Annotated in this window: 14 protein-coding genes; all 14 read right to left on the bottom strand. The window is 50.3% G+C overall.

Going from position 1 to position 23,504, the window contains the following annotated elements; all coding sequences use genetic code 11:
- Positions 1 to 2: 2 nt before the first annotated feature.
- On the bottom strand, positions 3 to 1,253 hold the full coding sequence (locus QM016_RS05655; RefSeq protein WP_282710862.1) for an ATP-binding protein: 1,251 nt from the start codon (positions 1,251 to 1,253) through the stop codon (positions 3 to 5).
- Positions 1,240 to 1,926, bottom strand: a complete 687-nt coding sequence (locus QM016_RS05650; RefSeq protein WP_282710858.1) for a response regulator transcription factor — start codon at positions 1,924 to 1,926, stop codon at positions 1,240 to 1,242. Before QM016_RS05650 ends, QM016_RS05655 begins: the two co-directional genes overlap by 14 nt.
- A gap of 197 nt (positions 1,927 to 2,123) precedes the next feature.
- Positions 2,124 to 2,768, bottom strand: a complete 645-nt coding sequence (locus QM016_RS05645; protein WP_282710850.1) for a TlpA disulfide reductase family protein — start codon at positions 2,766 to 2,768, stop codon at positions 2,124 to 2,126.
- A gap of 151 nt (positions 2,769 to 2,919) precedes the next feature.
- Positions 2,920 to 3,891, bottom strand: coding sequence for a 4Fe-4S binding protein (locus QM016_RS05640; RefSeq protein ID WP_349237903.1), 972 nt, complete (start codon positions 3,889 to 3,891; stop codon positions 2,920 to 2,922).
- Between the two features lie 62 nt (positions 3,892 to 3,953).
- Positions 3,954 to 4,121, bottom strand: coding sequence for a CD1871A family CXXC motif-containing protein (locus tag QM016_RS05635; RefSeq protein WP_016477487.1), 168 nt, complete (start codon positions 4,119 to 4,121; stop codon positions 3,954 to 3,956).
- Between the two features lie 1,666 nt (positions 4,122 to 5,787).
- The gene (locus QM016_RS05630; RefSeq protein WP_282710835.1) at positions 5,788 to 7,656 is read right to left on the bottom strand and encodes an AbiA family abortive infection protein; all 1,869 of its coding nucleotides are present in this window, start codon (positions 7,654 to 7,656) and stop codon (positions 5,788 to 5,790) included.
- A 1,800-nt stretch (positions 7,657 to 9,456) separates the two neighbouring features.
- Positions 9,457 to 14,232 carry a 2-hydroxyacyl-CoA dehydratase gene (locus QM016_RS05625; RefSeq protein WP_282710831.1) on the bottom strand — a complete coding sequence of 1,592 codons (4,776 nt, stop codon included), beginning with the start codon at positions 14,230 to 14,232 and terminating at the stop codon, positions 9,457 to 9,459.
- On the bottom strand, positions 14,225 to 14,938 hold the full coding sequence (locus QM016_RS05620) for a TetR/AcrR family transcriptional regulator (RefSeq protein ID WP_016477489.1): 714 nt from the start codon (positions 14,936 to 14,938) through the stop codon (positions 14,225 to 14,227). Before QM016_RS05620 ends, QM016_RS05625 begins: the two co-directional genes overlap by 8 nt.
- 251 nt (positions 14,939 to 15,189) lie before the next feature.
- On the bottom strand, positions 15,190 to 17,664 hold the full coding sequence (locus QM016_RS05615; protein ID WP_282710815.1) for a phosphoketolase: 2,475 nt from the start codon (positions 17,662 to 17,664) through the stop codon (positions 15,190 to 15,192).
- Between the two features lie 292 nt (positions 17,665 to 17,956).
- Positions 17,957 to 19,282 carry a pyrimidine-nucleoside phosphorylase gene (locus tag QM016_RS05610; RefSeq protein ID WP_282710809.1) on the bottom strand — a complete coding sequence of 442 codons (1,326 nt, stop codon included), beginning with the start codon at positions 19,280 to 19,282 and terminating at the stop codon, positions 17,957 to 17,959.
- 15 nt (positions 19,283 to 19,297) lie between these two features.
- Positions 19,298 to 19,816 carry a cytidine deaminase gene (locus tag QM016_RS05605; protein WP_282710803.1) on the bottom strand — a complete coding sequence of 173 codons (519 nt, stop codon included), beginning with the start codon at positions 19,814 to 19,816 and terminating at the stop codon, positions 19,298 to 19,300.
- Positions 19,817 to 19,818: 2 nt separating this feature from the next.
- Entirely contained in the window at positions 19,819 to 20,754 is a 936-nt protein-coding gene (locus tag QM016_RS05600) for an ABC transporter permease (protein WP_016477493.1), read from the bottom strand.
- Positions 20,755 to 20,756: 2 nt separating this feature from the next.
- The gene (locus tag QM016_RS05595) at positions 20,757 to 21,950 is read right to left on the bottom strand and encodes an ABC transporter permease (RefSeq protein WP_282710795.1); all 1,194 of its coding nucleotides are present in this window, start codon (positions 21,948 to 21,950) and stop codon (positions 20,757 to 20,759) included.
- The gene (locus QM016_RS05590) at positions 21,929 to 23,476 is read right to left on the bottom strand and encodes an ABC transporter ATP-binding protein (protein WP_282710788.1); all 1,548 of its coding nucleotides are present in this window, start codon (positions 23,474 to 23,476) and stop codon (positions 21,929 to 21,931) included. The genes QM016_RS05595 and QM016_RS05590 overlap by 22 nt, the downstream gene beginning before the upstream one ends.
- Between the last annotated feature and the right edge of the window lie 28 nt (positions 23,477 to 23,504).

The following is a 23,504-nucleotide window of genomic DNA, read 5'->3' as shown; positions in this document are numbered from 1 at the left end:
GTTTACTCAGACGAAGGCTCGTCTGCCGCACCTGGCTCATTTGTTACCGCTGTCTCAACTTCATTTGTCATCTCGGGAACATCTGCTGTCATCTCAGACTCGCCTGTCGCAAGCTCATCTACTGCTTCCTCAGCTTCACCAGCCATTTTGTCCTTGGAAAATGTAACCGTAAACACCGTTCCTTGAGGCTCGTTCCCATCCACCGCAATGTGAGCGTCATGTCTCTTGAGAATAGCCTTGACCAAAGAAAGACCGATGCCGGCGCCTCCGAAGGCTCGCGAGCGAGACTTGTTTACCCGATAGAACGGCTCAAATATGAGGTCTCTCGCCTCAGGGTCAATGCCTACTCCCGTATCGGCAATGCGGATTACAGCCGTATCCTCCTGTGCCGTAAGGTCAACATCCACCGTTCCTTCATCGCGATTGTATCGAATGGCATTTTCCACAAGATTGTAGAGCGCACGATACAAAAGATCGACGTTTCCTTTTACCGCGAGAGGCTGCACATGAGTCTGGACCCGAACGGAATGCTCCTGCGCAATCGGCTCAAGATCAGAGACAACAGTCTCAATCATTGTGTCAAGCGAGATGTCTTCGACATCAGACAGCTCTCCGGTGGCCGTAAGCTCCAAAAGGCTGGAAATGAGAGAGGAAAGACGGTCTACGTAGGTCTCCATCGTATTCACGAGCTCATCGTATTCTTTCTGTTCGCGCTTCTTTTTCTTGAACACGTCAAGCCGAGTGCGAAGTACCGCAAGCGGGGTTCTCAACTCATGCGCCGCACTGACCGAAAAACGGCTTTGCATGGCAAACGCCTCACCGAGCTGCTCTGTCATCTGGTTAAACGACTTCACAAGCTCCTGGATCTCCTCGCCACCTCCATCAACTTCAATGGGGCGAGAAAGGCTGTTCGGAACAATTTCGCGCATGTGGGCTGAAAGTTGTTTGACAGGCTTGGTATAGCGCCCTGCTAAAACGTATGAGGCGCAGCTTCCAACGATAATCACAAACACCAGAATGAGTAAGGCCTCAGATAAAATCGTCTGTTCGATTCCAGCAACATCCAAAACAATGGAGAGGTCTCCTCGCCGCAGTGAGTTTGCCGCGGCAACTTCCAATAGCTGCGCGGTTGAATGGTATACAAGCCAGGTCAACACAGCGCAGCAACACACGAGAAGAGCCACCATAAGAAGGGTGAGCCGTGCACGCACCGATCGCATTGGCTTCGTGATTTTCTCACTAATCTGTATCATCGCTCTCCTCCTTGAGGTAATAGCCCTCTCCCACTTTGTTTAAAATCGGGTCATATCCAAGCACTTCTCGCAATTTTTTTCTTACAGAAAAAATATGGACTCGCACGGAATTGCTGAACGGATCTACATTGCTATCCCAAGCATGTGACAGCAGTTCTTCGCTGCTTACTACAGTGCCTGCGTGGCGCATAAGATATTCCAGTATCGCCAATTCCTTTTTAGTGAGGTTTACCTTGACGCCCTTGACAAAGACCTGCCGGGCAGCCGTATCAAGACAAAGTTCTCCCGATACAAGCGACGTTTCTCCGTGAGTATATTCGCGCCGCAAAAGATTGCGGATACGAGCCTCAAGCTCGCCAAAGGCAAACGGCTTTACCAGATAGTCGTCGGCCCCCGCATCCAAGCCGATGATACGGTCGTTTACCGATGAGCGGGCGGAAAGAATCAATACCTTGGTTTCAGAATGCTGCTCTCGAAGCGTGCGCAGAAGGTCCAAGCCGTCAACGCCGGGAAGATTGAGGTCGAGCAAAATGAGGTCGTACTGCTCAATCTGGGCCATCTCAAGCGCTTCGGTTCCGTTGTCGAGAAGGTCAACGTAATAGCCGTCAATCTCAAGTCCTTCTCTGATAGACGTAAGAAGTTCGCGCTCATCTTCTACCACAAGGATCTTCAAATCCGAACCTCCACACATTGACCGCACTGCACACAGGTGATGTCGTCATTACTGATGCTGCTCAGACCGCGCCGCGAGTCAGGCCTTCTGGCACCTGACTCGGACGCGGTCCTTACAGCCTTTTTCACATACTAGCCTAACCGATTACAGAGTATGCCGACGAGCATGCCAAGTCGCTTGCGGCATATACATACGGTTTACTTGCTCTGAGAGAGCGCCTGCTCAACGCGCTTTTGGAGCTCGCTGCCGTCGAGTTTTTCAGCGCCGCCGGTAATAGGATCACCTACGAGTTTGCCGTTCTGATCGATAACCATCGTTGTGGGGAATGCCGTCAGGCCCTCAATGACCTTACCGGCGTCACTCTTGGGGTCAAGAGCGATGTTTCCATAGGTCACACCCTGCTTCGTAAGGATATTCTGAGCTTCCTTCTTTGCGTCGTCAGTATACGCTGCTTCAGCGTTTACGCCTAAGACATTGACGCCCTTATCCTTGTACCTATCGGCGAGCTCCTGGAGCAAAGGCATTTCCTTTATGCAGCCTGTGCAGCCGTTGAACCAGAATGACAAAACAGTAACCTTGTTCTTCTTGAACATCTCGTTGTCATACGTCTCTCCCGAAGTAATGTCGGTCGCCTTGAGCGTGGGGAACGTATCGCCGTCCTTCAGGTGAAGTTTAGAAGCTGCCTCGGGCGGCACATCGGACGAGCTTGACTGCTGCTCAGCGGTTGAGGCTGACGGCGTTGATCCCGTGTCCTTTTTCGCATTTGCATTGCAGCCTACCAGGGCGAATGCCATCAGTACTCCCAAAACATACACCAGTGGTTTCATTGCGAACTTTTTCATACCAGGTTCCTTTCTGACGCTTTCTTTCTACGTAGTACGCATCCTGCGTATTCGTAACACTTCCTGCATATGATTTCCGACCTGTCGGACGGTTCATACCTTTACAAAGAGGCGCACGCCTCATAAGAGCGCAAGAGCGCTTCTCGCTTTACTATCGTGCCGCTTTTGCAGCGGCCTTTTGTTTTGAAGCTTTCGCTGCCGTGCTCCTTGCTGCCGCGGTCTTCGTGCTCCTTGCTGCCTTTGCTGCCGCGGTCTTTGCCGCCGCAACCTTCTTTGACGCTGCAATCTCACGGTTCATCAACATGAGTTTTGAATCAATCGCGTGTACCGGACATGCTTTAATGCATTCTCCGCAGCGGATACATTCAAGCGCAGCGTTGTTCTTGGTTATATCCACATCCATCTTGCACGTACGGGCACATTTTCCACACTTGATACAGGCGTCCGTATCAACGCGATACTGCAAAATAGAAATCCGGTTGAACAGCGAATAGAAGGCCCCCAAAGGACAGATCCATTTGCAGAACGGGCGGTAAAACATAACGCTCAAAAGCACGATTGTCGCCAAGATACTGAATTTCATCGTAAAAAGCGTGCCGAGAGCCGCTTTGATGCTCTCATCTGCAAGCGAGAGGGGAATCGCTCCCTCAAGTATGCCTTGCGGGCAGATGTACTTGCAAAAATAGGGGTCACCCATTCCTACGGCGTTTTGAAGCAAAGCCGGAAGTGCCCACACCATCACGATTAAAATGACGTATTTCAGATAGCGCAGCCATTTGAGCTTTTTAGTACCAAACTTCTTGGGAAACGGGATTTTGTTGAGCAGATCCTGCACCCAGCCAAAGGGGCAGAGAAAACCGCAGACAAACCTCCCCAGAAGGGTTCCAATCAAGATCAAAATACCCGTAATGTAGTAGGAAAAACTGAACTTGGAGGAGCCGACTACTGCCTGAAACGCTCCGATAGGACAGGCCCCTGTTGCCGCCGGACAAGAATAGCAATTAAGTCCAGGTACACAGACCGATTTTGCCGAGCCGGTGTAAATAGTCCCTTTGATGAAATTGGGAATATGGGGATTCGTAAGAAAGGCCGCGCATGCCTGCACAACTCCTCTCCTGCTGATAACTGACCATACCCGCTTTCCAAGAGTACACGCTCCGGTAACTACCTTATTCACGAGCGCACCTACCCGATACCCACACACTCAAGGCAGATACGGACCGCTTTTGCAAAAACGGTCTGAACTTCTCCCCGAGAGGCTCCATACACCACGAACACGCCGCCCAAAAGTAAAAACACGATTGGCAGTATTCGCAAACGACAACTTCGAACACAAGCGAGCTTTGATTCCATATGCTCTCCCTTCTCCTGTGCTCACCAGTACAACAGAAGGGGTGTTAAATCATTGTTAAGCTAATCACAATTTTGAAATCGAGCGTTACGGAGGAACCAAAAAGATTGTAATAACAAGTTGAACATCGACAGTTGAATAGTCTTAAGCGCTCAGGATGGTTATCCCAAAGGAATGGTTACATTCCTCTTGATTACTCTGAAAGCACAGAGCGAGCAGATGGCCAGGATCGCCGGAGGCACCTCGCAAGGGGCCGCCTTGACGAGCTGAGAGCCTGCGCTTACGGAGTGTTATGCCATGACAGCATAGATTCTTTCCAGATTATCCTCAAAAAGTTCGTCCGGAGTGTTGTAATCAAAGTTTTTCTTGAAAGACTGTTACATCAGACTTTGATCTGACAGATGCACTCGTTTGAGAGGCTATCAATCCTTCGACCTTTCGGGATAAATCTGCGGGTCAACTCATTATGCCGCCTCACGGATTCCTTCTCACAGAAGGTATATAGATGTGCAAAATAGACCAGTGTATTGCTCAGGCTCTCCAGTCCGGGTAACAACGAGAACTCGAAGTCGTTGTTTGCGGTGATTATCTTGAAGGTGTCGCCCCAACGCCCTTTGCACCATAGCCTTACTTCCTGGAATGCTTCTATGACACCATCTAGATTTCAGCTCGGAGTATAGATTACCCAATACTCACGAGATTGCACTCAATCATGATAAGCAGAGCATCATCACTGCCGCTTTTTGACCTGATGATCAGATCTGCTTTCAGTGTCCGAATTCTGTCTGGGCATCGATACTGGCCTACCGCTTTAATGCTTCGACCAAGGTTCCGTTTGTTCTCTTGAACCCGCGTCTTTTTTGGGAGAACGCCGCAACTTTTCGGAAGATCGATGTTTCTGATGTTCAGAAGCCCAAAATCTGCGTAGCTGTAAAGCGTTTTCGTACAGACAATCTGTTCTCTGGTAAATAGACCATCTTTTAGAGTGCGATGGACCAGACATCCAGCGACCATTTGTCTTCAAAAAATGCTCTCTTACATAGGAGAAGAAGGCGCTCTTTTCAAGAAAATCACAATGACGGCAGCAAGCTTCGCAGTTCTTTTCGTAAGCAGTCTGTCTGGCTTTCGCCTTATAGTGGAAGACACTGCTTCTCTGGTAATCCTGTTGAGCGTTCATCCATCTTTGGGACGAGTTTGATAGCATGCTCTTCAAACAAAAAATAATTTATCCTTTCTGAATTCAGCTGTAGAATATATTTGGTTCATGAAGTCTTCTCCTCGTAAATGATGACTGTTCAACTTGATTTTACAGTCAACGATGCTTTTGTGATTAGATTCATCCCTGTATCTATTTGCCCATCTCATCATTCTTGACAACAAGTAGCAAATCCTTATCTTGGCTATTTAAGGTATATTAAACAAATGCATAAATACCCATGGTACGGATGAATCTCCTTTCCAATCTTCCAAAGGATCCACTAGGATGCTCAAGGTTCTCTGTGTAGATAAATACATATTTCATTTTCGATGATTTGCTATAGCCAATTCAATACGGCACTACACTATCCATAAGACTTTTAACACTGTATGATTCTGAGAAGATTTCAGGTGCTTCTACACATAATCAAACTGCCCCGAACACTACTGGAGCACTGTATTTGTACTGAATCATAAATTATTAATTTTCGAAAATTCATAAATCAGATCTGCCAACTTTTTACGAATTTCTGTTAAAGACTCGCTAGAACTATTATCGTCAATCAAGCCTGCAGATGAATGGGAAAGTGGATTTGCATTTCTTAGTGTATGCGCAGTTTTTATTATATCCTCACTTTTATCTATTTTTTTGTACAAGCGACAGAAGCTGCTTTCTTTATAATACCCTTTATAATTTGGCCGTTTGCACTCGCTGTCTGTACCCGATTTAAATGCCATGTCTGCAGAAATACGATCGAAGAAGTTCTTATAATATGCATATGAGCCAAGATAATTAGAACGATTTTCTTCGCAAAGACTCATAAAATACAAAAATTTGGCCTTTTCGTCCGATTCCGTACATCTCAGTAATCTTTTCCTTTTTTCATCTTCTACCTGGCAAACAAACCCATTTTTACATCCATAGTCGTAATATGCATAGAGATCTGAATTATTTTGCTTCAAAACGCTCAGAAGATCTTTGTGTTGGAATTTACTTTGGATAAGGTAAGCAATTGCAATTGTTGTATCATAAGAATTCCATTCACCATCTCGGTGACGGATAAAAAGTTGGTTTAGCATTGCCTTTACGGCATTGTTATTACCGGACTGCATAACCATTACAGATAGTCTTTTTGGATCAATGGATAAAAATGTAATATCCTTATTTATGATCTCTACCAAAAGCGAAGATATTTTTAAACTTTTCAGTTCCGTTTGATTTTCATACACTAAGTAATTATAGACCTCGGATGCTGTAAATTCTATATCTGGCACAGTAAAGTGTTTTTCGATAAGATTGACATATTGCTCGTTTGTTAATCCATATTTGCATATACAATTATATATTTCGCCGAGAAATTTTCCTAATCTTCCGAGAAAAAATTGACCAAGGTCATGTTCAATTCCATTTACATATTCATCGTATAAAGATTTTTTCAACTCATCATTTACTTCGCCAATATTCTTAAAAACACATTTTCTTACATTAAGAGCTAAATTGTGCTTCTTAAGAATAGACGAGTAACTGTTTTTTATCGAATTGTATGTATGCGTCAGTTCTTCATACCTATTTTTCGAAGAGAAAAGAATGTACAAATCATCCACGTATCTTATCATTTGAAAATCTGTAATCGTACTAATTTTTGTACTAATGTAACTGTAGAGTTCGCAATCTACCTCGTCAAGATAAACTATTGTTGCTAGGTATGATGATGCCATACTGTTCTCAATGAGTGGAAATTTACCATCTCCGATATACAGGAGAAGTTCCTTCATCAGTAACAGCTGTGTTTGTGATATGATTTGTTCATCCCTATTACATACACTGTTAATCTGATTCGTCAATTCGTTCACGTTTATATTATCAAAAAAGTTAGTAATATCTGTTTTAATATAATACTGATACCGTCCCTTCCCAGTATTTATAGCCTTGTAAAAATCATCATAATCCTGCTTATACTTAGGCCTGGAAGACCTATAATTTCCAGCATAGAATACAGCTAGGTTAGAGGTTCGTCTCGGAGAATACCGAATAGAGATTTCTCTTCCGATAGCCTGTACTACAAGGAACATAATCGGTGATATAAGGGCAGAATGCCGAAAGCTTCCATCACCTTTTTGAATATAATTCTCTGAATGGCGCATTACCTCCGGAAATAGAACAAAGCTCCCATCTTTGATATAACGGTTAAAAAAATTCTCTCCAGCAATCGTTTCTTTTTCCTCATCGGATAACTTTGAAAAGGGGTACCATTGGAGATAAGTTTTATGTGTTCCTATCTCCAATTTAAAATACATGTGACAAACTTCTCGCCATGATTCAAAAGTAATTCCAAACAATATGAGTTCTCCTGTCTATGACTCCAAAAGTGAATATTTTTTCGGTCTTTTAGCATCGTTGACTGTAAAATCAAGTTGAACAGTCATCATTTACGAGGAGAAGACTTCATGAACCAAATATATTCTACAGCTGAATTCAGAAAGGATAAATTATTTTTTGTTTGAAGAGCATGCTATCAAACTCGTCCCAAAGATGGATGAACGCTCAACAGGATTACCAGAGAAGCAGTGTCTTCCACTATAAGGCGAAAGCCAGACAGACTGCTTACGAAAAGAACTGCGAAGCTTGCTGCCGTCATTGTGATTTTCTTGAAAAGAGCGCCTTCTTCTCCTATGTAAGAGAGCATTTTTTGAAGACAAATGGTCGCTGGATGTCTGGTCCATCGCACTCTAAAAGATGGTCTATTTACCAGAGAACAGATTGTCTGTACGAAAACGCTTTACAGCTACGCAGATTTTGGGCTTCTGAACATCAGAAACATCGATCTTCCGAAAAGTTGCGGCGTTCTCCCAAAAAAGACGCGGGTTCAAGAGAACAAACGGAACCTTGGTCGAAGCATTAAAGCGGTAGGCCAGTATCGATGCCCAGACAGAATTCGGACACTGAAAGCAGATCTGATCATCAGGTCAAAAAGCGGCAGTGATGATGCTCTGCTTATCATGATTGAGTGCAATCTCGTGAGTATTGGGTAATCTATACTCCGAGCTGAAATCTAGATGGTGTCATAGAAGCATTCCAGGAAGTAAGGCTATGGTGCAAAGGGCGTTGGGGCGACACCTTCAAGATAATCACCGCAAACAACGACTTCGAGTTCTCGTTGTTACCCGGACTGGAGAGCCTGAGCAATACACTGGTCTATTTTGCACATCTATATACCTTCTGTGAGAAGGAATCCGTGAGGCGGCATAATGAGTTGACCCGCAGATTTATCCCGAAAGGTCGAAGGATTGATAGCCTCTCAAACGAGTGCATCTGTCAGATCAAAGTCTGATGTAACAGTCTTTCAAGAAAAACTTTCGATTACAACACTCCGGACGAACTTTTTGAGGATAATCTGGAAAGAATCTATGCTGTCATGGCATAACACTCCGTAAGCGCAGGCTCTCAGCTCGTCAAGGCGGCCCCTTGCGAGGTGCCTCCGGCGATCCTGGCCATCTGCTCGCTCTGTGCTTTCAGAGTAATCAAGAGGAATGTAACCATTCCTTTGGGATAACCATCCTGAGCGCTTAAGACTATTCAACTGTCGATGTTCAACTTGTTATTACAATTTACAAATCAAAAAGAATGGTTTGGTTCGTGTGATTAATCTTCTGATGAAGATAGTCATAGCGAGTATCAGTGGTTTGTAAGAAGCAATCAGAGGGAGTATCTTGCACAAAATTATTGCGTTAAAAGTGGTATTCCTCAGAATTCTCTCATTCGTACTGTTTCTTAATTCTTTTCAAATACCCGTTTTGCTTCATATTCTCTTCCGTATCGTCATCTTCTTCATAGGCGTCATAAGGCCGTGCCGGATCCTTAAGCTTTTTAATCGTAGTCAACCCGCATTTTCCGTCCTGCGGACAAAGGGAAAATCAAGATCGTCCGTCCAGCCAGTGTGACCAGCAATGATGTATAGATATCAGCCTTCTTCTCAAATGATCTGCTCCAAACGCTCAAACGATTTCAAGGCAATCTTATTGCTTTCCGCAAGCGTTGTACAGCTGTATCTGCTCTACAAACGAGAAGGACTCGGAAATCCAAGCCCTTCTCGCCAGAAACAACATCAGCACACGACTCTTTTTATCGAGGTAGCACGCCTACTTTACCCCTGCTTTTTCTTTAGCGCGCTCGATGGCGGCAAGCTGCTCATCAGAAAGATGAATGGCTCCCGCGCCATGATGAGTTCCGCAGCTTGAGCGGTCCGCACCTTCATTCACAATCGAATCCATACCATACCGATCGCGACCCGTATACGGCATAGTCGCCTCGTTCGTCACGGGATCAAACTCATTCTCAAGTCTAAAGTCATTAGGGCCAGAAGCGCTGCCTGCAGAGATTCCGTTTTTGTAATTCTCTTTGGCGACCGAAATCATGAGCTTGATGCGGTTGAGCTGGTTTACCTCGGAGGCGCCGGGGTCGTAGTCCACGGCAACGATGTTGCTCTCCGGGTGCATCTGACGCAAGCGCTTGATAACAGCCTTGCCCACCACATGGTTCGGCAGACAGGCAAACGGCTGCGCGCACACGATATTGGGCGTACCGGTGTCGATAAGATCGCACATCTCGGCCGTAAGCAGCCAGCCCTCTCCCATGGTGTTGCACAGAGAAAGAATCTGCTCGGCTTTTTTGGCCAGCTCAAAGATGTCAGGGTAGGGCTCAAAACGCTCACTTTTCTCAAGCATCTTGTTGATAGGCGTGCGAAGACCCTGGACCAACCTGATGCCGGCCATGTGCGAGATGCGGCTCTTGAGTTTGGTGCCCAGCTCCTTATGCGTATTGATGGCGTTGGTCATGCCGAAGAGGAAGAAGTCTACAAGCCCTGGTACGTTGGCTTCGCAGCCTTCTGACTCGATAACTTTGACCAATTCGTTGTTGGCTGTCGGGTGGAATTTGACCAGAATCTCCCCCACAACGCCCACGCGGGGCTTCTGTCGATCATGCGCCACCGGAAGCGCGTCGAACGCGTCTACCGTATGCTGGCACATTTTATAGAAGCCCGCACGGTTAATGGTGCAGATGCGTGAGCGTGCGTCAGCCATGAGCTGGTCATACAGCTCGTTTGCCGACCCTATCACGGCTTCATACGGGCGTACGCGGTACAAAAGCTGCATGATGAGGTCTCCGTACAGAAGACCATACACAGCACGGATCAAAAGTTCAGGCTTAAAAAGTCTGAAGCCGGGATTGTCCTCATCAAGACCTGAGGCCGCGGAAACAGAAATGACAGGAATTTCCGGATGACCGGCATCTCTCAGCGCCTTGCGGATAAGGGCAATGTAGTTAGTCGCACGGCAGCCGCCGCCTGTCTGAGAAATCAACACGGCCGTGCGTGTCAGGTCATAGTTGCCCGAAAGCACCGCTTCCATAATCTGGCCGGTAACCAAGATTGACGGATAGCAAATGTCGTTGTTGACATAGCGAAGGCCCGTGTCAACAGCACCCTGATCAACAGAGGGCAGCAGCACCACGTTGTATCCCGCGCCCCTGAGTAGCTCTTCTACCAGCTCAAAGTGAATCGGCGCCATCTGCGGAGCCAAAATGGTATAGCCCGCCTCCTGCATTTCCTTGGTATAGCGCACCTTCTCGTACGCGGCGCTCTGAGCCTCACGGTACACCGGCACCCGTCTGCGACTGCCATCACCGCTACGGCCACCACCAATGCCAGCAGCCGCGCTCGTAGTGACGCTCTGGCGAGAAGAACCTGTGTCCCGCAACTTTTCCAGAGAACCGTCAGCCATGCGCACGCCGACGGGCGCAACCTCTTCAATCTCTCCCGCCGCTGTGGCACGTTCAAGTTCTGCTCGCTGCTCTTTCAAGGCAGCCATGAGCGAACGGACGCGAATACGCGCCGCGCCAAGGTTGGAAACCTGGTCAACTTTGAGCATCGTATAAATCTTGCCCGAAGCCTCGAGGATTTCCTGAACCTGATCGGTTGTCAGCGCGTCAAGGCCACACCCAAAGGAGAAAAGCTGAATCAGATCAAGATCGTTACGAGACGCCACAAAGCGCGCCGCCCGGTACAGGCGCGAGTGGAACATCCACTGGTCAACTACTCGAATCGGGCGTTCCGGCAACATTTTGTGCGCCACTGAATCCTCAGTGAGTACGGCAAACCCAAACGAGTGCACGAGTTCAGGGATAGCATGGTTGATCTCGGGGTCGTTGTGATACGGGCGACCCGCAAGCACGATGCCGTGCGCGTCATGCGCTTCAATCCACGCCAGCGCCTCATCGCCTGCACGATGCATGGCGTCCTTGAATTCGATATCAGTCTGCCACGCCGCGTCGACCGCCGCGTCAATTTCGGCGCGCGTGATGTGATCGCCGCGGAACCGACCTTTGCCAGTCGCCGCGTCCTTCTCGCGCTGTTCGGAAATGAGCTCGTACAAACGACGCTTGAGCTCGGACTTTTTATCGTAGGGAATAAAGGGTGCCAGGTACTCGACGGTCGGCGCGGACAGCTCGTCTACATTGAGGCCAAGCGCCTGCGGATAGCTCATGACAATCGGGCAGTTGTAATGGTTAGTTGCGGATTCGTCTTCCTTGCGCTCCCAACGGATACAGGGCATCCAGATAAAATCGGGGTCTTTCTCCAACAGGTTCATGATATGCCCGTGGGAAAGCTTGGCCGGATAGCATGCCGATTCGGACGGCATGGATTCGATACCTTTGTCGTACGTCTTCGCGGTCGTCTGGTCAGACAACATAACCGAGAAGCCCAGCCGAGTAAAGAACGTATGCCAGAACGGATAATTCTCGTACATGTTGAGCGCACGCGGAATGCCAACGGTGCCGCGCGGAGCCGTTTCCTTTGGCAGCGATTCACGATCAAAGAGCAGCTTGTTCTTGAACGCAAAGAGGTTGGGAGCCTCGTTTTTCTTGCCGCGTTTCCTGCCCGCGCCCTTCTCGCAGCGGTTGCCGGTAATAAAGCGATGCCCGCCACCAAAATCATTGATCGTCAGAAGGCAGCTGTTAGGGCAGATGCGGCAGTGCGTATTGGTGAGCTTAACCTCAAGGCTGTCGATTGCTTCTTTATCCAAAAGCGTGGACACTCCCGTGGCTCCCGCACGATCGCGGGCGAGAAGTGCCGCGCCATAGGCGCCCATCGTACCGGCAATATCGGGGCGAATGACGTCACGTCCGGTAAGCAGCTCAAATGCTCTGAGCGTTGCGTCGGACATAAACGTGCCACCCTGCACAATGCAGTGCTCCCCAATTTCGTTGAAGTCACGCAGTTTGATAACTTTGAACAGGGCGTTTTTGATGACGGAGTAGGAAAGACCGGCAGCCACGTCGCCGATGGTCGCCCCTTCTTTTTGCGCCTGTTTAACGCGGGAGTTCATGAAGACGGTGCAGCGTGATCCAAGGTCAACTGGCATGTGCGCCTTGGTTGCCACCTGCGCAAATTCTCGAACATCCATCTTCATGGAATCCGCAAAAGACGCAATGAACGAGCCGCACCCCGCCGAGCAGGCTTCATTTAGCATGATGTGCTCAATGACACCGTCTTTCACCTGCAAGCACTTCATGTCCTGACCGCCGATGTCAAGAATGAAGTCAACGTCGGGTACGAACGCTTTGGCACCGCGCAGATGAGCCACCGTTTCAATCTCACCGGAATCCGCGCGGAGTGCTTCAATCAAGATGCCCTCGCCATATCCCGTCGTAGTCACGTGGCCGATAATACAATCCTTGGGCATGGCGTCATAAATAGAGTCCATGATCTTGCGGGCGGTGCCCAGAATATCGCCGTTGTTATTGTCGTACCAGGTATAGAGCAGCTCGCCCTTCTCGCCCACAACTGCGGCTTTCATGGTGGTCGATCCGGCATCTATGCCGATAAACACACGGCCATGGTAGCCGGAGAGATCTCCTTTGGGAACGACTTCTTTGTTGTGCCGCTCCTTAAAGGCCTGGTAGTCGGCCTCCGTTGCGAACAGGGGGTCAAGGCGGGCGACTTCTGATCCCTGAGCTCCCTTAAGATTATCGAGAGCTCCGATGAGCTCAGCAAGCGTGGTTGAGCGCTCGGTCTCTCCGGCAAGAGCCGCTCCCGTGGCAACAAAGAGGTGAGCGTTCTCGGGCACAATAATATGTTCATCGTCCAAGTTGAGCGTGATGTAGAAGCGGCGACGCAGCTCAGAGAGGTACTGCAGAGGGCCACCAAGGAAGGCAACGTAGCCACGAATGGGATGACCACAGGCAAGACCTGAGACCGTCTGGTTTGCGACAGCCTGGAAGATAGATGCCGCGATATCGGCGGGCGCCGCGCCTTCATTTAACAGGGGCTGCACATCGGACTTTGCAAAGACGCCGCAGCGTGACGCGATAGGATAAATCTGCTTCGCGTCCTTGGCAAGATTGTTGAGACCAGTAGCGTCGGTCTTTAAGAGGGACGCCATCTGATCAATAAAGGCGCCGGTACCTCCTGCGCACGTTCCATTCATGCGCTGCTCGATGCCGTTGTCAAAGTAAATAATCTTAGCGTCTTCACCGCCAAGCTCAATGGCTACGTCAGTTTTGGGAATAAGCGTCTCAACCGCACGCTTGGATGCAATAACTTCCTGAACAAACTCCAGATCAAGCCATTGAGCAAGCAGCATACCGCCCGATCCCGTAATAGCCGCGTAGAGCGGAGCGGAACCAATGACGCGCTGAGCCTTTTCAAAGAGCTCGCGAGCCGTAGCGCGGACATCAGTATGATGGCGCTCGTAGTTCGCGTAGATCAGCGTAGCGTTTTCATCAATGACAGAGAGCTTGACGGTAGTGGAGCCGACATCAATACCAAGCATAAGATGAGCAGCATCCAGGTCAATCGGTTGCGCAGGAGCAAGCTCTGCGCCATTTTGTATCAGCTCAATCTTCTCGTTACTCATTGTTTTTCTCTCCAAGAACCAACGTTGCCAAAGCAAAACGAGGAATATCCAATTTGATTGGTTTGCCGTAAAGGTCGCCCGGCGCCACAAACATAAGCGCGGTCATAAGGCCGGCCATCTGCTCGTCAGTTTCGCGCATGCCTCCGGTAAGCCAGCGCACCAAAACGCCGACCTCAGCGGAAATAGCAAAAGTCAGATAGTAGTCAAAGAACGGCCCGACCGCACGCGGGTCCAAATCGTGAAGGGCACGCTTTGCAATGACCTCATGAACCATGCGCTTGAGACGCTCGGCAAAGGCGGGATCTCCGCCATTACCAAGAAGCGCGCGTAGATAGAATCCACGCTTACGGATAGCGCCGAGAAGTTCAGCGGAGCCGGGACAGGGTTTGTACGAGTCAAGCGCGTCTTTCAACTGCGCAAGGTTCACTTCAGCAAGCGCTGACAGATAGGGCTTCAGCTCTTGAAGAGCGTCTTGCTCAACCCGGTCAACCAAGTTGGGAATATCTTTGAAATGAGAGTAGAACGTGCGGCGTGTCACTCCCGCGCGATCAGTAACGGCCGTAACGGTCACTTGGGAAAGATCTCCGACCGCATCAATTTCTTCCGCGAGCGCGCGCCTCAGTGCCAGGCGCGTCCGCAGTGAGCGGCGATCAAGCTGCAAGAGCGTCGCCGGACGAACGACTTCCAATTCCAGAGGCTGGGTCATGTCTGCCTTTCACTAGTTATTTCACACAGTGAGTATTATTGCACAATCTGAGAACTATTGCACAGAGTGAGCAATAAAAAGGCAAAAAGAGACCGTGTCGAAACCTTATTTCGACACGGTCTTTATAGCGCATATCACAAGCACGTATATCGGCGGAAACTTCAGTGAGAAATCGTTACCTCAATCACACCTTCCGCACGAGACATCATCGCCTCTACCTGCCGGTTTACCGATTCCGCCGGTTCGCGACACTACTCGTTATCGCCGCCTGTTGCCTTGGTTGCCGAAAGCGATTCGCCGGCATCTGACGCGTCCGGCCATACCCAATCGGTAAACGCCGGGTGATCGTAGCCCTTCTCGACGGCAAAGTTAAACGCATCGGTACGGAACTGCTCCCACTCAGCAATCTGCTCGGCCCATTTGTCGGCGTCAATCATGCGCAGTGCATCAGCTGCCAGCGCCCAGCGATCCATGTGATTCAGACGAAGCATGTCATACGGCGTAGTCGTAGAGCCTTGCTCCTCATATCCGTGAACCTTGAAGTTGTCGTGGTTTGGACGGTTCCAAATCAAACGATGAATGGTACCCGCATACGCGTGGAAGGCAAAGAGGACGGGTTTATCTGCCGAGAAGAGCTCAGTGAACTCCTCATCCGAGAGTGCCTGATCGTTTTCGTCCGCGTTCTGAATCTTGAGCAGCTCCAAAACGTTGACAAAGCGAGCTTTGATGCCCAGCTTGCTAAGCATATCAAGAGCTGCGAGAAGTTCCATAGTGGGCACATCGCCGCAGGATGCAAGGACAATATCGTAGTCTTCGCCTGCAGACACGTTAGAAGCCCACTTCCACTCCACGGCTCCGTGCTCAAGTTCTTCTCGAGCCTCGTCAAGGGTGACCCATGTCGGAGCAGGCTGCTTGCCCGCAAAGATAGCATTGATGCAGTTGGTGGAGGTGTATGCTTTCTCGCCCACGGCAAGCAGGAGGTTAGCGTCAGCCGGATAGTAGATGTTCATCACATGATCGTTGTTGTAGCACTTATTGAGCAGAACATCGACAAAGCCCGGATCCTGGTGGGAGAAGCCGTTGTGATCTTGGCGCCACACATGGCTGGAAAGCAATACGTTAACGGCTGAAATGGGTTTACGCCAAGGAATGTGACGAACCGTCGCCTCAAGCCATTTCGCATGCTGGTTAATCATGGAATCCACGATATGCACGAAGGACTCATAGCTTGACCACATACCGTAGCGGCCGGTCAACACATAGCCCTCGAGCAGGCCTTCGCATTGATGCTCGGAAAGCTGCTCAATAACGTTGCCGACAGGCGAGATATGCTCGTCATTTTCAAAGTCATCGTTAAAGCCGCCGAACCACTGCTTGTCCGTCACCTGGAAAGAAGGCTGCAGGCGGTTGGACGCCGTCTCGTCCGGGCCGAAGATGCGGAAGTCAGAGCGATTCTTATTGATAAGATCGGCTGTGTACTCACCAAGAACGCGAGTTGCTTCAGTAGCTCCGAAGCCGTGGCCCTTCTCGCCCACAGGAATCTCATACTCACGAGCGTCAGGCAGGTCAAGCGTCTTGCGAAGCAGACCGCCGTTCGTGTTCGGATTTGCGCCGAGACGAAGCTCGCCGACAGGCATGAATGACGTGACCTCAGGACGAATGGAACCGTTCTCATTAAAGAGCTGCTCAGGCCTGTAGGACTCAAGCCAATCGCGAAGCACCTGGAAGTGAGCTTCCGTATCGCGAGCAGACGCCAGAGGCACCTGGTGCGCACGCCATGAACCTTCGGTTTTCTTGCCGTCAATGTAAGGCGGACAGGTCCAACCTTTAGGCGTACGGAAAATAATCATCGGATAATATGGGCGGGACGCATCGCCCGCAGCGGCACGGCTCTTGATGGAGCAGATTTCGTCAAAGACCGCCTCAAAAAGGGCGGCAAAGCGACGGTGAATGGACGCGTGGTCCTCATCGTCAAAGCCGGCGACAAACGTATAGGGGTGGTATCCCATGCCGCGGAAGAACTCGTCGCGCTCTCCGTCAGAAATACGCGAAAGGATAGTCGGGTTAGCAATCTTGTAACCGTTCAGGTGAAGCACCGGCAGTACAATACCATCGGTGAGAGGATCCATGAACTTGTTCGTCTGCCAGCTGGTTGCAAGAGGACCGGTCTCGGACTCACCGTCACCCACAACGGCAACGGCCAAAAGCGACGGATTGTCAAGCACCGCGCCGTAGGCATGAGAGAGCGTATAGCCAAGCTCGCCGCCCTCATGGATGGATCCGGGAGTTTCAGGAGCATAGTGCGAAGGGATACCGCCGGGATACGAGAAGCGACGGAAGAACTTTTGCAAACCAGCTTCGTCATCGGTAATGAAGGGATACGTCTCGCGATACGTGCCATCAAGCAGCGACTGAGCAGTGCCAGCAGGTCCGCCGTGACCGGGGCCCATAAGAAAGATAGTGTTCTGATTGTGATCGTGGATAAAGCGATTGACATGGCCAAACAAGAAATTCAAGCCGGGTGTGGTTCCCCAGTGCCCCACCAGCCGGTGCTTAACATCTTCCCGGTTGAAGCCTTCCTTCATAAGAGGGTTGCTGCGCAGGTAAATCTGACCGATAGAAAGATAGTTTGCCGTTCGCCAATACTTGTCGACACCGGCAAGCTCTTCCTCGGAAACAGGCTGATTGAGCCTTTGCCAAGGCGTACCGATAACAGGCTGAGCCATTGTTCCTCCTTTATTTGGCCGCATCACACAACGCAGCGCTTCTTTTATATGTTTCTTTCAGTGTAAGTGGTAAAACGTTTTATCATTTCGAGAATTTCAGTTTTCTTGAGAATTTTCCGCTGGCTTGCAAACCCTCTGACTACAGAAAGGTTCATTTCCCATGTAGATACCCATCTACCAGCAAGTTTTTGATTTGCTCAAAACGGCATCCCTTCGAGAAGAGATGCCGTTCAATGTCAGTCATAAAATGTCAGATGCGAATTTCATGGCGCTAAGCCATGTACAGGTGAACCTACGCGAGCTTTTCCACACCGTCGCGAGAAACGCGGGCAAAGAAGAGCGGTTCAAGCACCGGCTGCTCATGTCCGAACGACAGCGCTTCACGGAAGATGCGCTCACTGTCATCCAGGCGCTTCTCGTCAGAAGTCAGAAGCGTTGCAAGCACCTCGCCCTTCTCGACATAATCACCGGTCTTACGTTCAAGGATGATACCGGCTGCCATATCAATAGGATCGCCTTTTTTCTCGCGGCCGGCGCCAAGCGCTACGGATGCTATGCCCACGCGCTCGGCATTCATCGCGCTTATATAGCCGGACTCTTCCACCAGCACCTCACGACGGAACGGCGCTGCATCAAACTTCGAAGTATCCCAAATCACCGCAGCGTCTCCACCTTGGGCGGTAACCATCTCCACAAGTTTCGCCAGGCCTTCGCCATTGGCAATCTGACCTTGCGCCAGATCGCGACATTCTGCGACGCTTCCCTTGCCGGCAAGGTGCAGCATGTTGGCAGCAAGCTCAATACAAACCGCCGTCAGGTCCTCGGGACCTTCGCCGCGAAGAGTTGCCACAGCTTCTGAAACTTCCAGCGCGTTACCGATATTTTTGCCCAGTGGTCGATCCATGCCGGTAATCAAAGCGGCGGTTGTACGACCCACATGCTCGCCAATAGAAACCATAGCCTCAGCCAACTCAATGGCCGCATCCACTGTCTTCATGAAGGCGCCGGAGCCACATTTGACATCCAAAAGGATGCAGTTTGAACCAGAAGCGATCTTTTTCGACATGATGGATGACGCTATCAAAGGTACGCTGTCAACCGTAGCGGTCACGTCTCGCAGCGCATACAGTTTTTTATCGGCCGGCACTAGATTGCCTGTTTGTCCAGCTACCGCAACGCCAATCTTGTTTACCTGCTCGAAGAAGTCGGGCTCGGAAATCTCAACGGAAAGCCCGGGAATTGACTCAAGCTTATCCAGCGTGCCGCCCGTATGACCCAAACCGCGACCACTCATTTTGGCAACCTTGACGCCAAGCGATGCCACGATTGGGGCTACCACTAGCGTGGTCTTATCGCCAACACCGCCGGTGGAGTGTTTATCAACTTTAATGCCGGGAATAGCCGAGAGGTCCATCATATCGCCCGACTCAGCCATCGCCATGGTAAGCTTGGCAGTCTCTCGGGGCGTCATGCCCTCATAAAAAATCGCCATTGCCAAAGCCGATGCCTGATAGTCGGGAATCTCACTGGACACATAACCGGAAATAAAAAAGTCAATCTCTTCGTCGGTAAGTTCACCACCATCGCGCTTTTTCTCAATCACATCATACATGCGCATGATATATATCCTTTCCTAGTAGCCGCATCCACAGTCCGATGCGCCGTCGCGCTCAACGAAGTTGCCGCCTGACATGCCCGAAGGCCCACTTTCTCCCAGATCCTCAGGGCCAAAGCCCATGGGCAAAATCTCACGCAGCAAAAATTCACGCGGCTTTGAGCCCGCGCGACCCAAAATTACGCGGAAGGTATCGGGATTGCACCACTCACGAATTACCTGACGGCATACACCGCATGGCGTGCACCACTCACTGACCAGCTGTCCTTCAGGCCCGCCGACCACCGCAATGGCGGAAAAATTCCGCCTGCCTTCAAAAACGGCTCGAAAGAACGCTGTGCGTTCAGCGCAGTTTGTAGGCGTATACGCGGCGTTCTCAAGATTTGCGCCGCCGTAGACTGCGCCATCGGAACAGAGCAAAGCCGCTCCAACTGCGAAATGCGAATACGGCACGTAGGCCTTCTCGCGAGCTTTAACGGCAAGCTCGACCAGCTCCTCAGCAGACGGGACCTTTTCAAACTGATAATCAGCAGCCATCGTTAACGGCTCCCCTTAACATACGGAACGCCATCGGCCTTTGGAGCCACCGAACGACCCACAAAGAGTATGAGCGTGATGATGGTAATGAAGTACGGCAGCATCGAGATAATCTCGGACGGAATAGGTGTCGCACCGCCGCCCAGAAGGATTGCCAGTTCCTGCGTAAAGCCAAAGAGCAGGCACGCGCCGTACGCTCCCTGTGGTTTCCACTTACCAAAAATGACCGCGGCAAGCGCAATGAAGCCCTGGCCGGAAATGGCCGTCTGCGTGTACTGAGAAATAATCGCCAGCGTCACGGACGCGCCGCCGAAACCGGCGAGAATACCGGAGATAACTACGCAGATGTAGCGTGTCCGGCGAACGCCAATGCCAAGCGTCTCAGACGCGTGGGGGTGCTCGCCGACAGAGCGAATCCGCAGGCCCCATTTGGTGCGATAGAGCACAAACCACACAACAGCCGAAGCGATAAGGGCGAGAAGAACCGTGATGTCCACGTTGAGTGCAGCAAAGAGCGTGTCGTTAAAGGCGCCGTCTCCAAAGAGCTTTGGCAGTGTTGTAACGGCTGGCGTTTGCTTTGCACCCTCAAATAGATGACCGCAGGCAAAAAGCGCGATACCGGGAGCCAAAAGGTTGATAGCAACACCCGAAACTGTTTGGTCCGCGTTGAAGGTAATGGAAGCAACCGCGTGCAAAAGGGCTACCAAACCGCCCGCAATACCCGCGCACAGAAGGCCGATCCACGGATTGCCAGTGAGATAGCTGCCGGCAACACCTGCAAAGGCACCAACGTTCATCATGCCTTCAATACCGATGTTTACGACACCGGAGCGCTCGGAAAGAACACCGCCAAGAGCACCGAATACCAGCGGAGTGGAGTACATCAGCGTACCGCCGACAAGCAGTACGAGAATTTTAATCAAAGCGTTCATATCCATCTCTACTTCGCCTCCTTTCCGTGAGTGCTGTCATCAGTCGCCACATCAGCTCCACCGGATCCTTCGGCAAGCTTAGCTTGCTTGGCGCGGCGACGGTCAAGATACTCAGCCAGCATCGGAATGACGCCACCAAGCGCCATAAAGAAGACGATAGTGCCGATGATGATGCTGATGATTTCGGACGGAGCTCCTACGACCTGCTGCACAGACTGTCCTCCGTACAAAAGGCCGGCAAAGAGCAGGGACGCGGGAATGCAGCCGACAGGCGAGCAACCTGCGATAAAGGCAACGGACAGGCCGTTGAATCCATAGTTTTCAAACGCAGCGAGCGTTGAGATACTGTGCGGATTCAAGCCCGTAATGTTCAGAGCGCCTGCAATGCCGCAGAGAGCGCCGGAGATAGCCATGCACAGCACCAGGTTACGACTGACGTTGATGCCGGTAAATTGGGCGGCGTCGCGGTTAAAGCCAACGGCGCGCATCTCATATCCTACCTTCGTGCGCATGAGCAGCCAGCCGATGAAAATAGCTGCGATAATGGCTACAATGATGCCAATATTAGCGTCGGTACGCGCAATGGCGTCTCCGACCACAGGGATATCCTTAAGCGCCGCAAGGCCTTCGGGAGTAGACTTCATGTCTGTAAAAAGCATGGTATGACCTGAAGGGTTAATCGGCAGCGACTTGGTGGAATTAGTTTTATGAAAGACCTCAGAATTCACCACAAAGTTGCTGAAATAGAGGCTGATCCAGTTAAACATGATGCTAGTAATAACCTCATGAATGCCAAATTTGGCCTTCAGCCATCCGATAAGAGCGCCCGCGGCGGCTCCTGCAAGCATGCCCGACAAGAGCACCACAGGAATCTCAAGTACCGGCGGCAAATCAAGCAGAATGCCGACCATGGTGGCAAAGACCGTACCAAACACGTACTGGCCCTCAGCGCCAATGTTAAAGAGACCCACGCGGAACGCGAACGCTACGGCCACACCCGTAAAGAGCAGCGGAGTAGCCTTGATGATTACATTTGCAATATATTTCGGCTTGCCAATCATGCCGTCAACGAGAGCGCTAAACGCCTCAATAGGGTCATAGCCCGCAGAAGCCAACACGATGGTTGCGATAAAAAAACCGAACAAGATAGCAACGATTGCCGAAGTAATCGGCTTTCTCATTATTTTGGTGAGAGCAGCCACTCCTCACCACCTCCCGCCATGAGGAGACCTGCCTGCTCCTCGGTAATGGCGCCCTGATCAAAGGTGCCGACGATCTTTCCGGCATAAATAACGGCAATGCGATCGGACACATCCATAACCTCATCGAGCTCAAGTGAGATCAAAAGAATAGCCGCTCCGCGATCGCGCTCCCGGATGAGCGCTTTGTGAACAAACTCAATGGCACCCACGTCAAGGCCTCGTGTCGGCTGGATGGCAATGAGCACGTCAGGCGCACCCGAAACCTCGCGCGCAATGATGACTTTTTGCTGGTTGCCTCCGGAAAGGCCGCCCGCGTTATGGTCAAAACAGCCTGCGGGTCTGATATCAAACTCTTCGATAAGACCTTTGGCAAACTCATTTACCTTGGCGTAATCCAGGGAAACCCCTTTGCCAAACATTTCCTCATTGTGGCGCTCAAGCACCATGTTTTCCGCTACCGAGAAGGGCAGCACCAAACCCCAACGCTGACGATCAGAAGGAATTGTTGCTACCGAATGGCTGATGACATTGTGAGGCGTCGTTGCCTGCACTTCTTCTCCGCGAATAGCGATGGTTCCCGATTCGGGCTTTACCAGCGAATTAATGGCATCGGCAAGCTCGCGCTGACCGTTGCCGTCAATACCGGCAAGACCTACGATCTCGCCAGCACGAACTTCCAAATTAAGACCGTTGACCTGCTCAATACCACGTTCATCCTTTACGTGAAGATCACGGATGGAAAGCAGTACCTCTCCCGGCTTCGCGGGCTTCTTGTCAACGTGCAGATTAACATTGCGTCCGACCATCTTGTTTGCCAACTCGGTCTCATTGGTCTTTGCAACGTCAACAGTACCCATATATTTGCCGCGGCGGATAATGGTGCACTCATCGGCCGAAGACATAATTTCTTTCAACTTGTGTGTGATGATGATGATGGTTTTACCCTTACTCACCAGGTCACGCATAATTTGAATGAGTTTTTCGATTTCCTGAGGGGTCAACACTGCGGTTGGCTCGTCAAGAATCAGAGTATCGGCCCCGCGGTACAGCGCTTTCAAAATCTCCACGCGCTGCTGCATGCCGACGGTAATGTCTTCAATCTTCGCATCGGGATCAACATCGAAACCGTACTCATTGACGATCTCAAGGACCTTCTCGCGCGCCTTCTTTGGATCAAGGACGCCCGCAAATGACGTAACCTCGTCTCCTAGGACGATGTTTTCAGTTACCGTAAAGTTGTCGACCAGCATAAAGTGCTGGTGAACCATACCAATACCCTGTGCAATGGCATCATTTGGATTTGAGATGTCTACATGCTTGCCATTGAGGAAGACTTCTCCCTCATCTGCAGAATAGAGGCCGTAGAGCACATTCATCAAGGTACTCTTACCTGCGCCGTTTTCACCCAAGATGGCATGAACGGATTGTTTGCGCACATTCAAATCAACGCTGTCGAGCGCTTTGAACGTACCGAACACTTTCGTGATGCCCTGCATCTGAACGGCATATTCCGAGTTAGCTTCCACGAGCCACCTCCTTTTCGTTCGCGTTTCA

The organism is Lancefieldella sp. Marseille-Q7238 (assembly GCF_949152215.1).
In the GTDB taxonomy this organism is placed as follows: Bacteria; Actinomycetota; Coriobacteriia; order Coriobacteriales; family Atopobiaceae; genus Lancefieldella.
Note: the sequence above shows the minus strand (reverse complement) of the source record. Positions and strands in the feature narration are given on the sequence as shown.

Bases quoted from the DNA above. Each gene is read 5' to 3' on its own strand.
- QM016_RS05655 (WP_282710862.1), bottom strand. From the start codon at position 1,253: ATGATACAGATTAGTGAGAAAATCACGAAGCCAATGCGATCGGTGCGT.
- QM016_RS05645 (WP_282710850.1), bottom strand. From the start codon at position 2,768: ATGAAAAAGTTCGCAATGAAACCACTGGTGTATGTTTTGGGAGTACTG.
- QM016_RS05635 (WP_016477487.1), bottom strand. From the start codon at position 4,121: ATGGAATCAAAGCTCGCTTGTGTTCGAAGTTGTCGTTTGCGAATACTG.
- QM016_RS05625 (WP_282710831.1), bottom strand. From the start codon at position 14,232: ATGAGTAACGAGAAGATTGAGCTGATACAAAATGGCGCAGAGCTTGCT.
- QM016_RS05620 (WP_016477489.1), bottom strand. From the start codon at position 14,938: ATGACCCAGCCTCTGGAATTGGAAGTCGTTCGTCCGGCGACGCTCTTG.
- QM016_RS05615 (WP_282710815.1), bottom strand. From the start codon at position 17,664: ATGGCTCAGCCTGTTATCGGTACGCCTTGGCAAAGGCTCAATCAGCCT.
- QM016_RS05610 (WP_282710809.1), bottom strand. From the start codon at position 19,282: ATGCGCATGTATGATGTGATTGAGAAAAAGCGCGATGGTGGTGAACTT.
- QM016_RS05605 (WP_282710803.1), bottom strand. From the start codon at position 19,816: ATGGCTGCTGATTATCAGTTTGAAAAGGTCCCGTCTGCTGAGGAGCTG.
- QM016_RS05600 (WP_016477493.1), bottom strand. From the start codon at position 20,754: ATGGATATGAACGCTTTGATTAAAATTCTCGTACTGCTTGTCGGCGGT.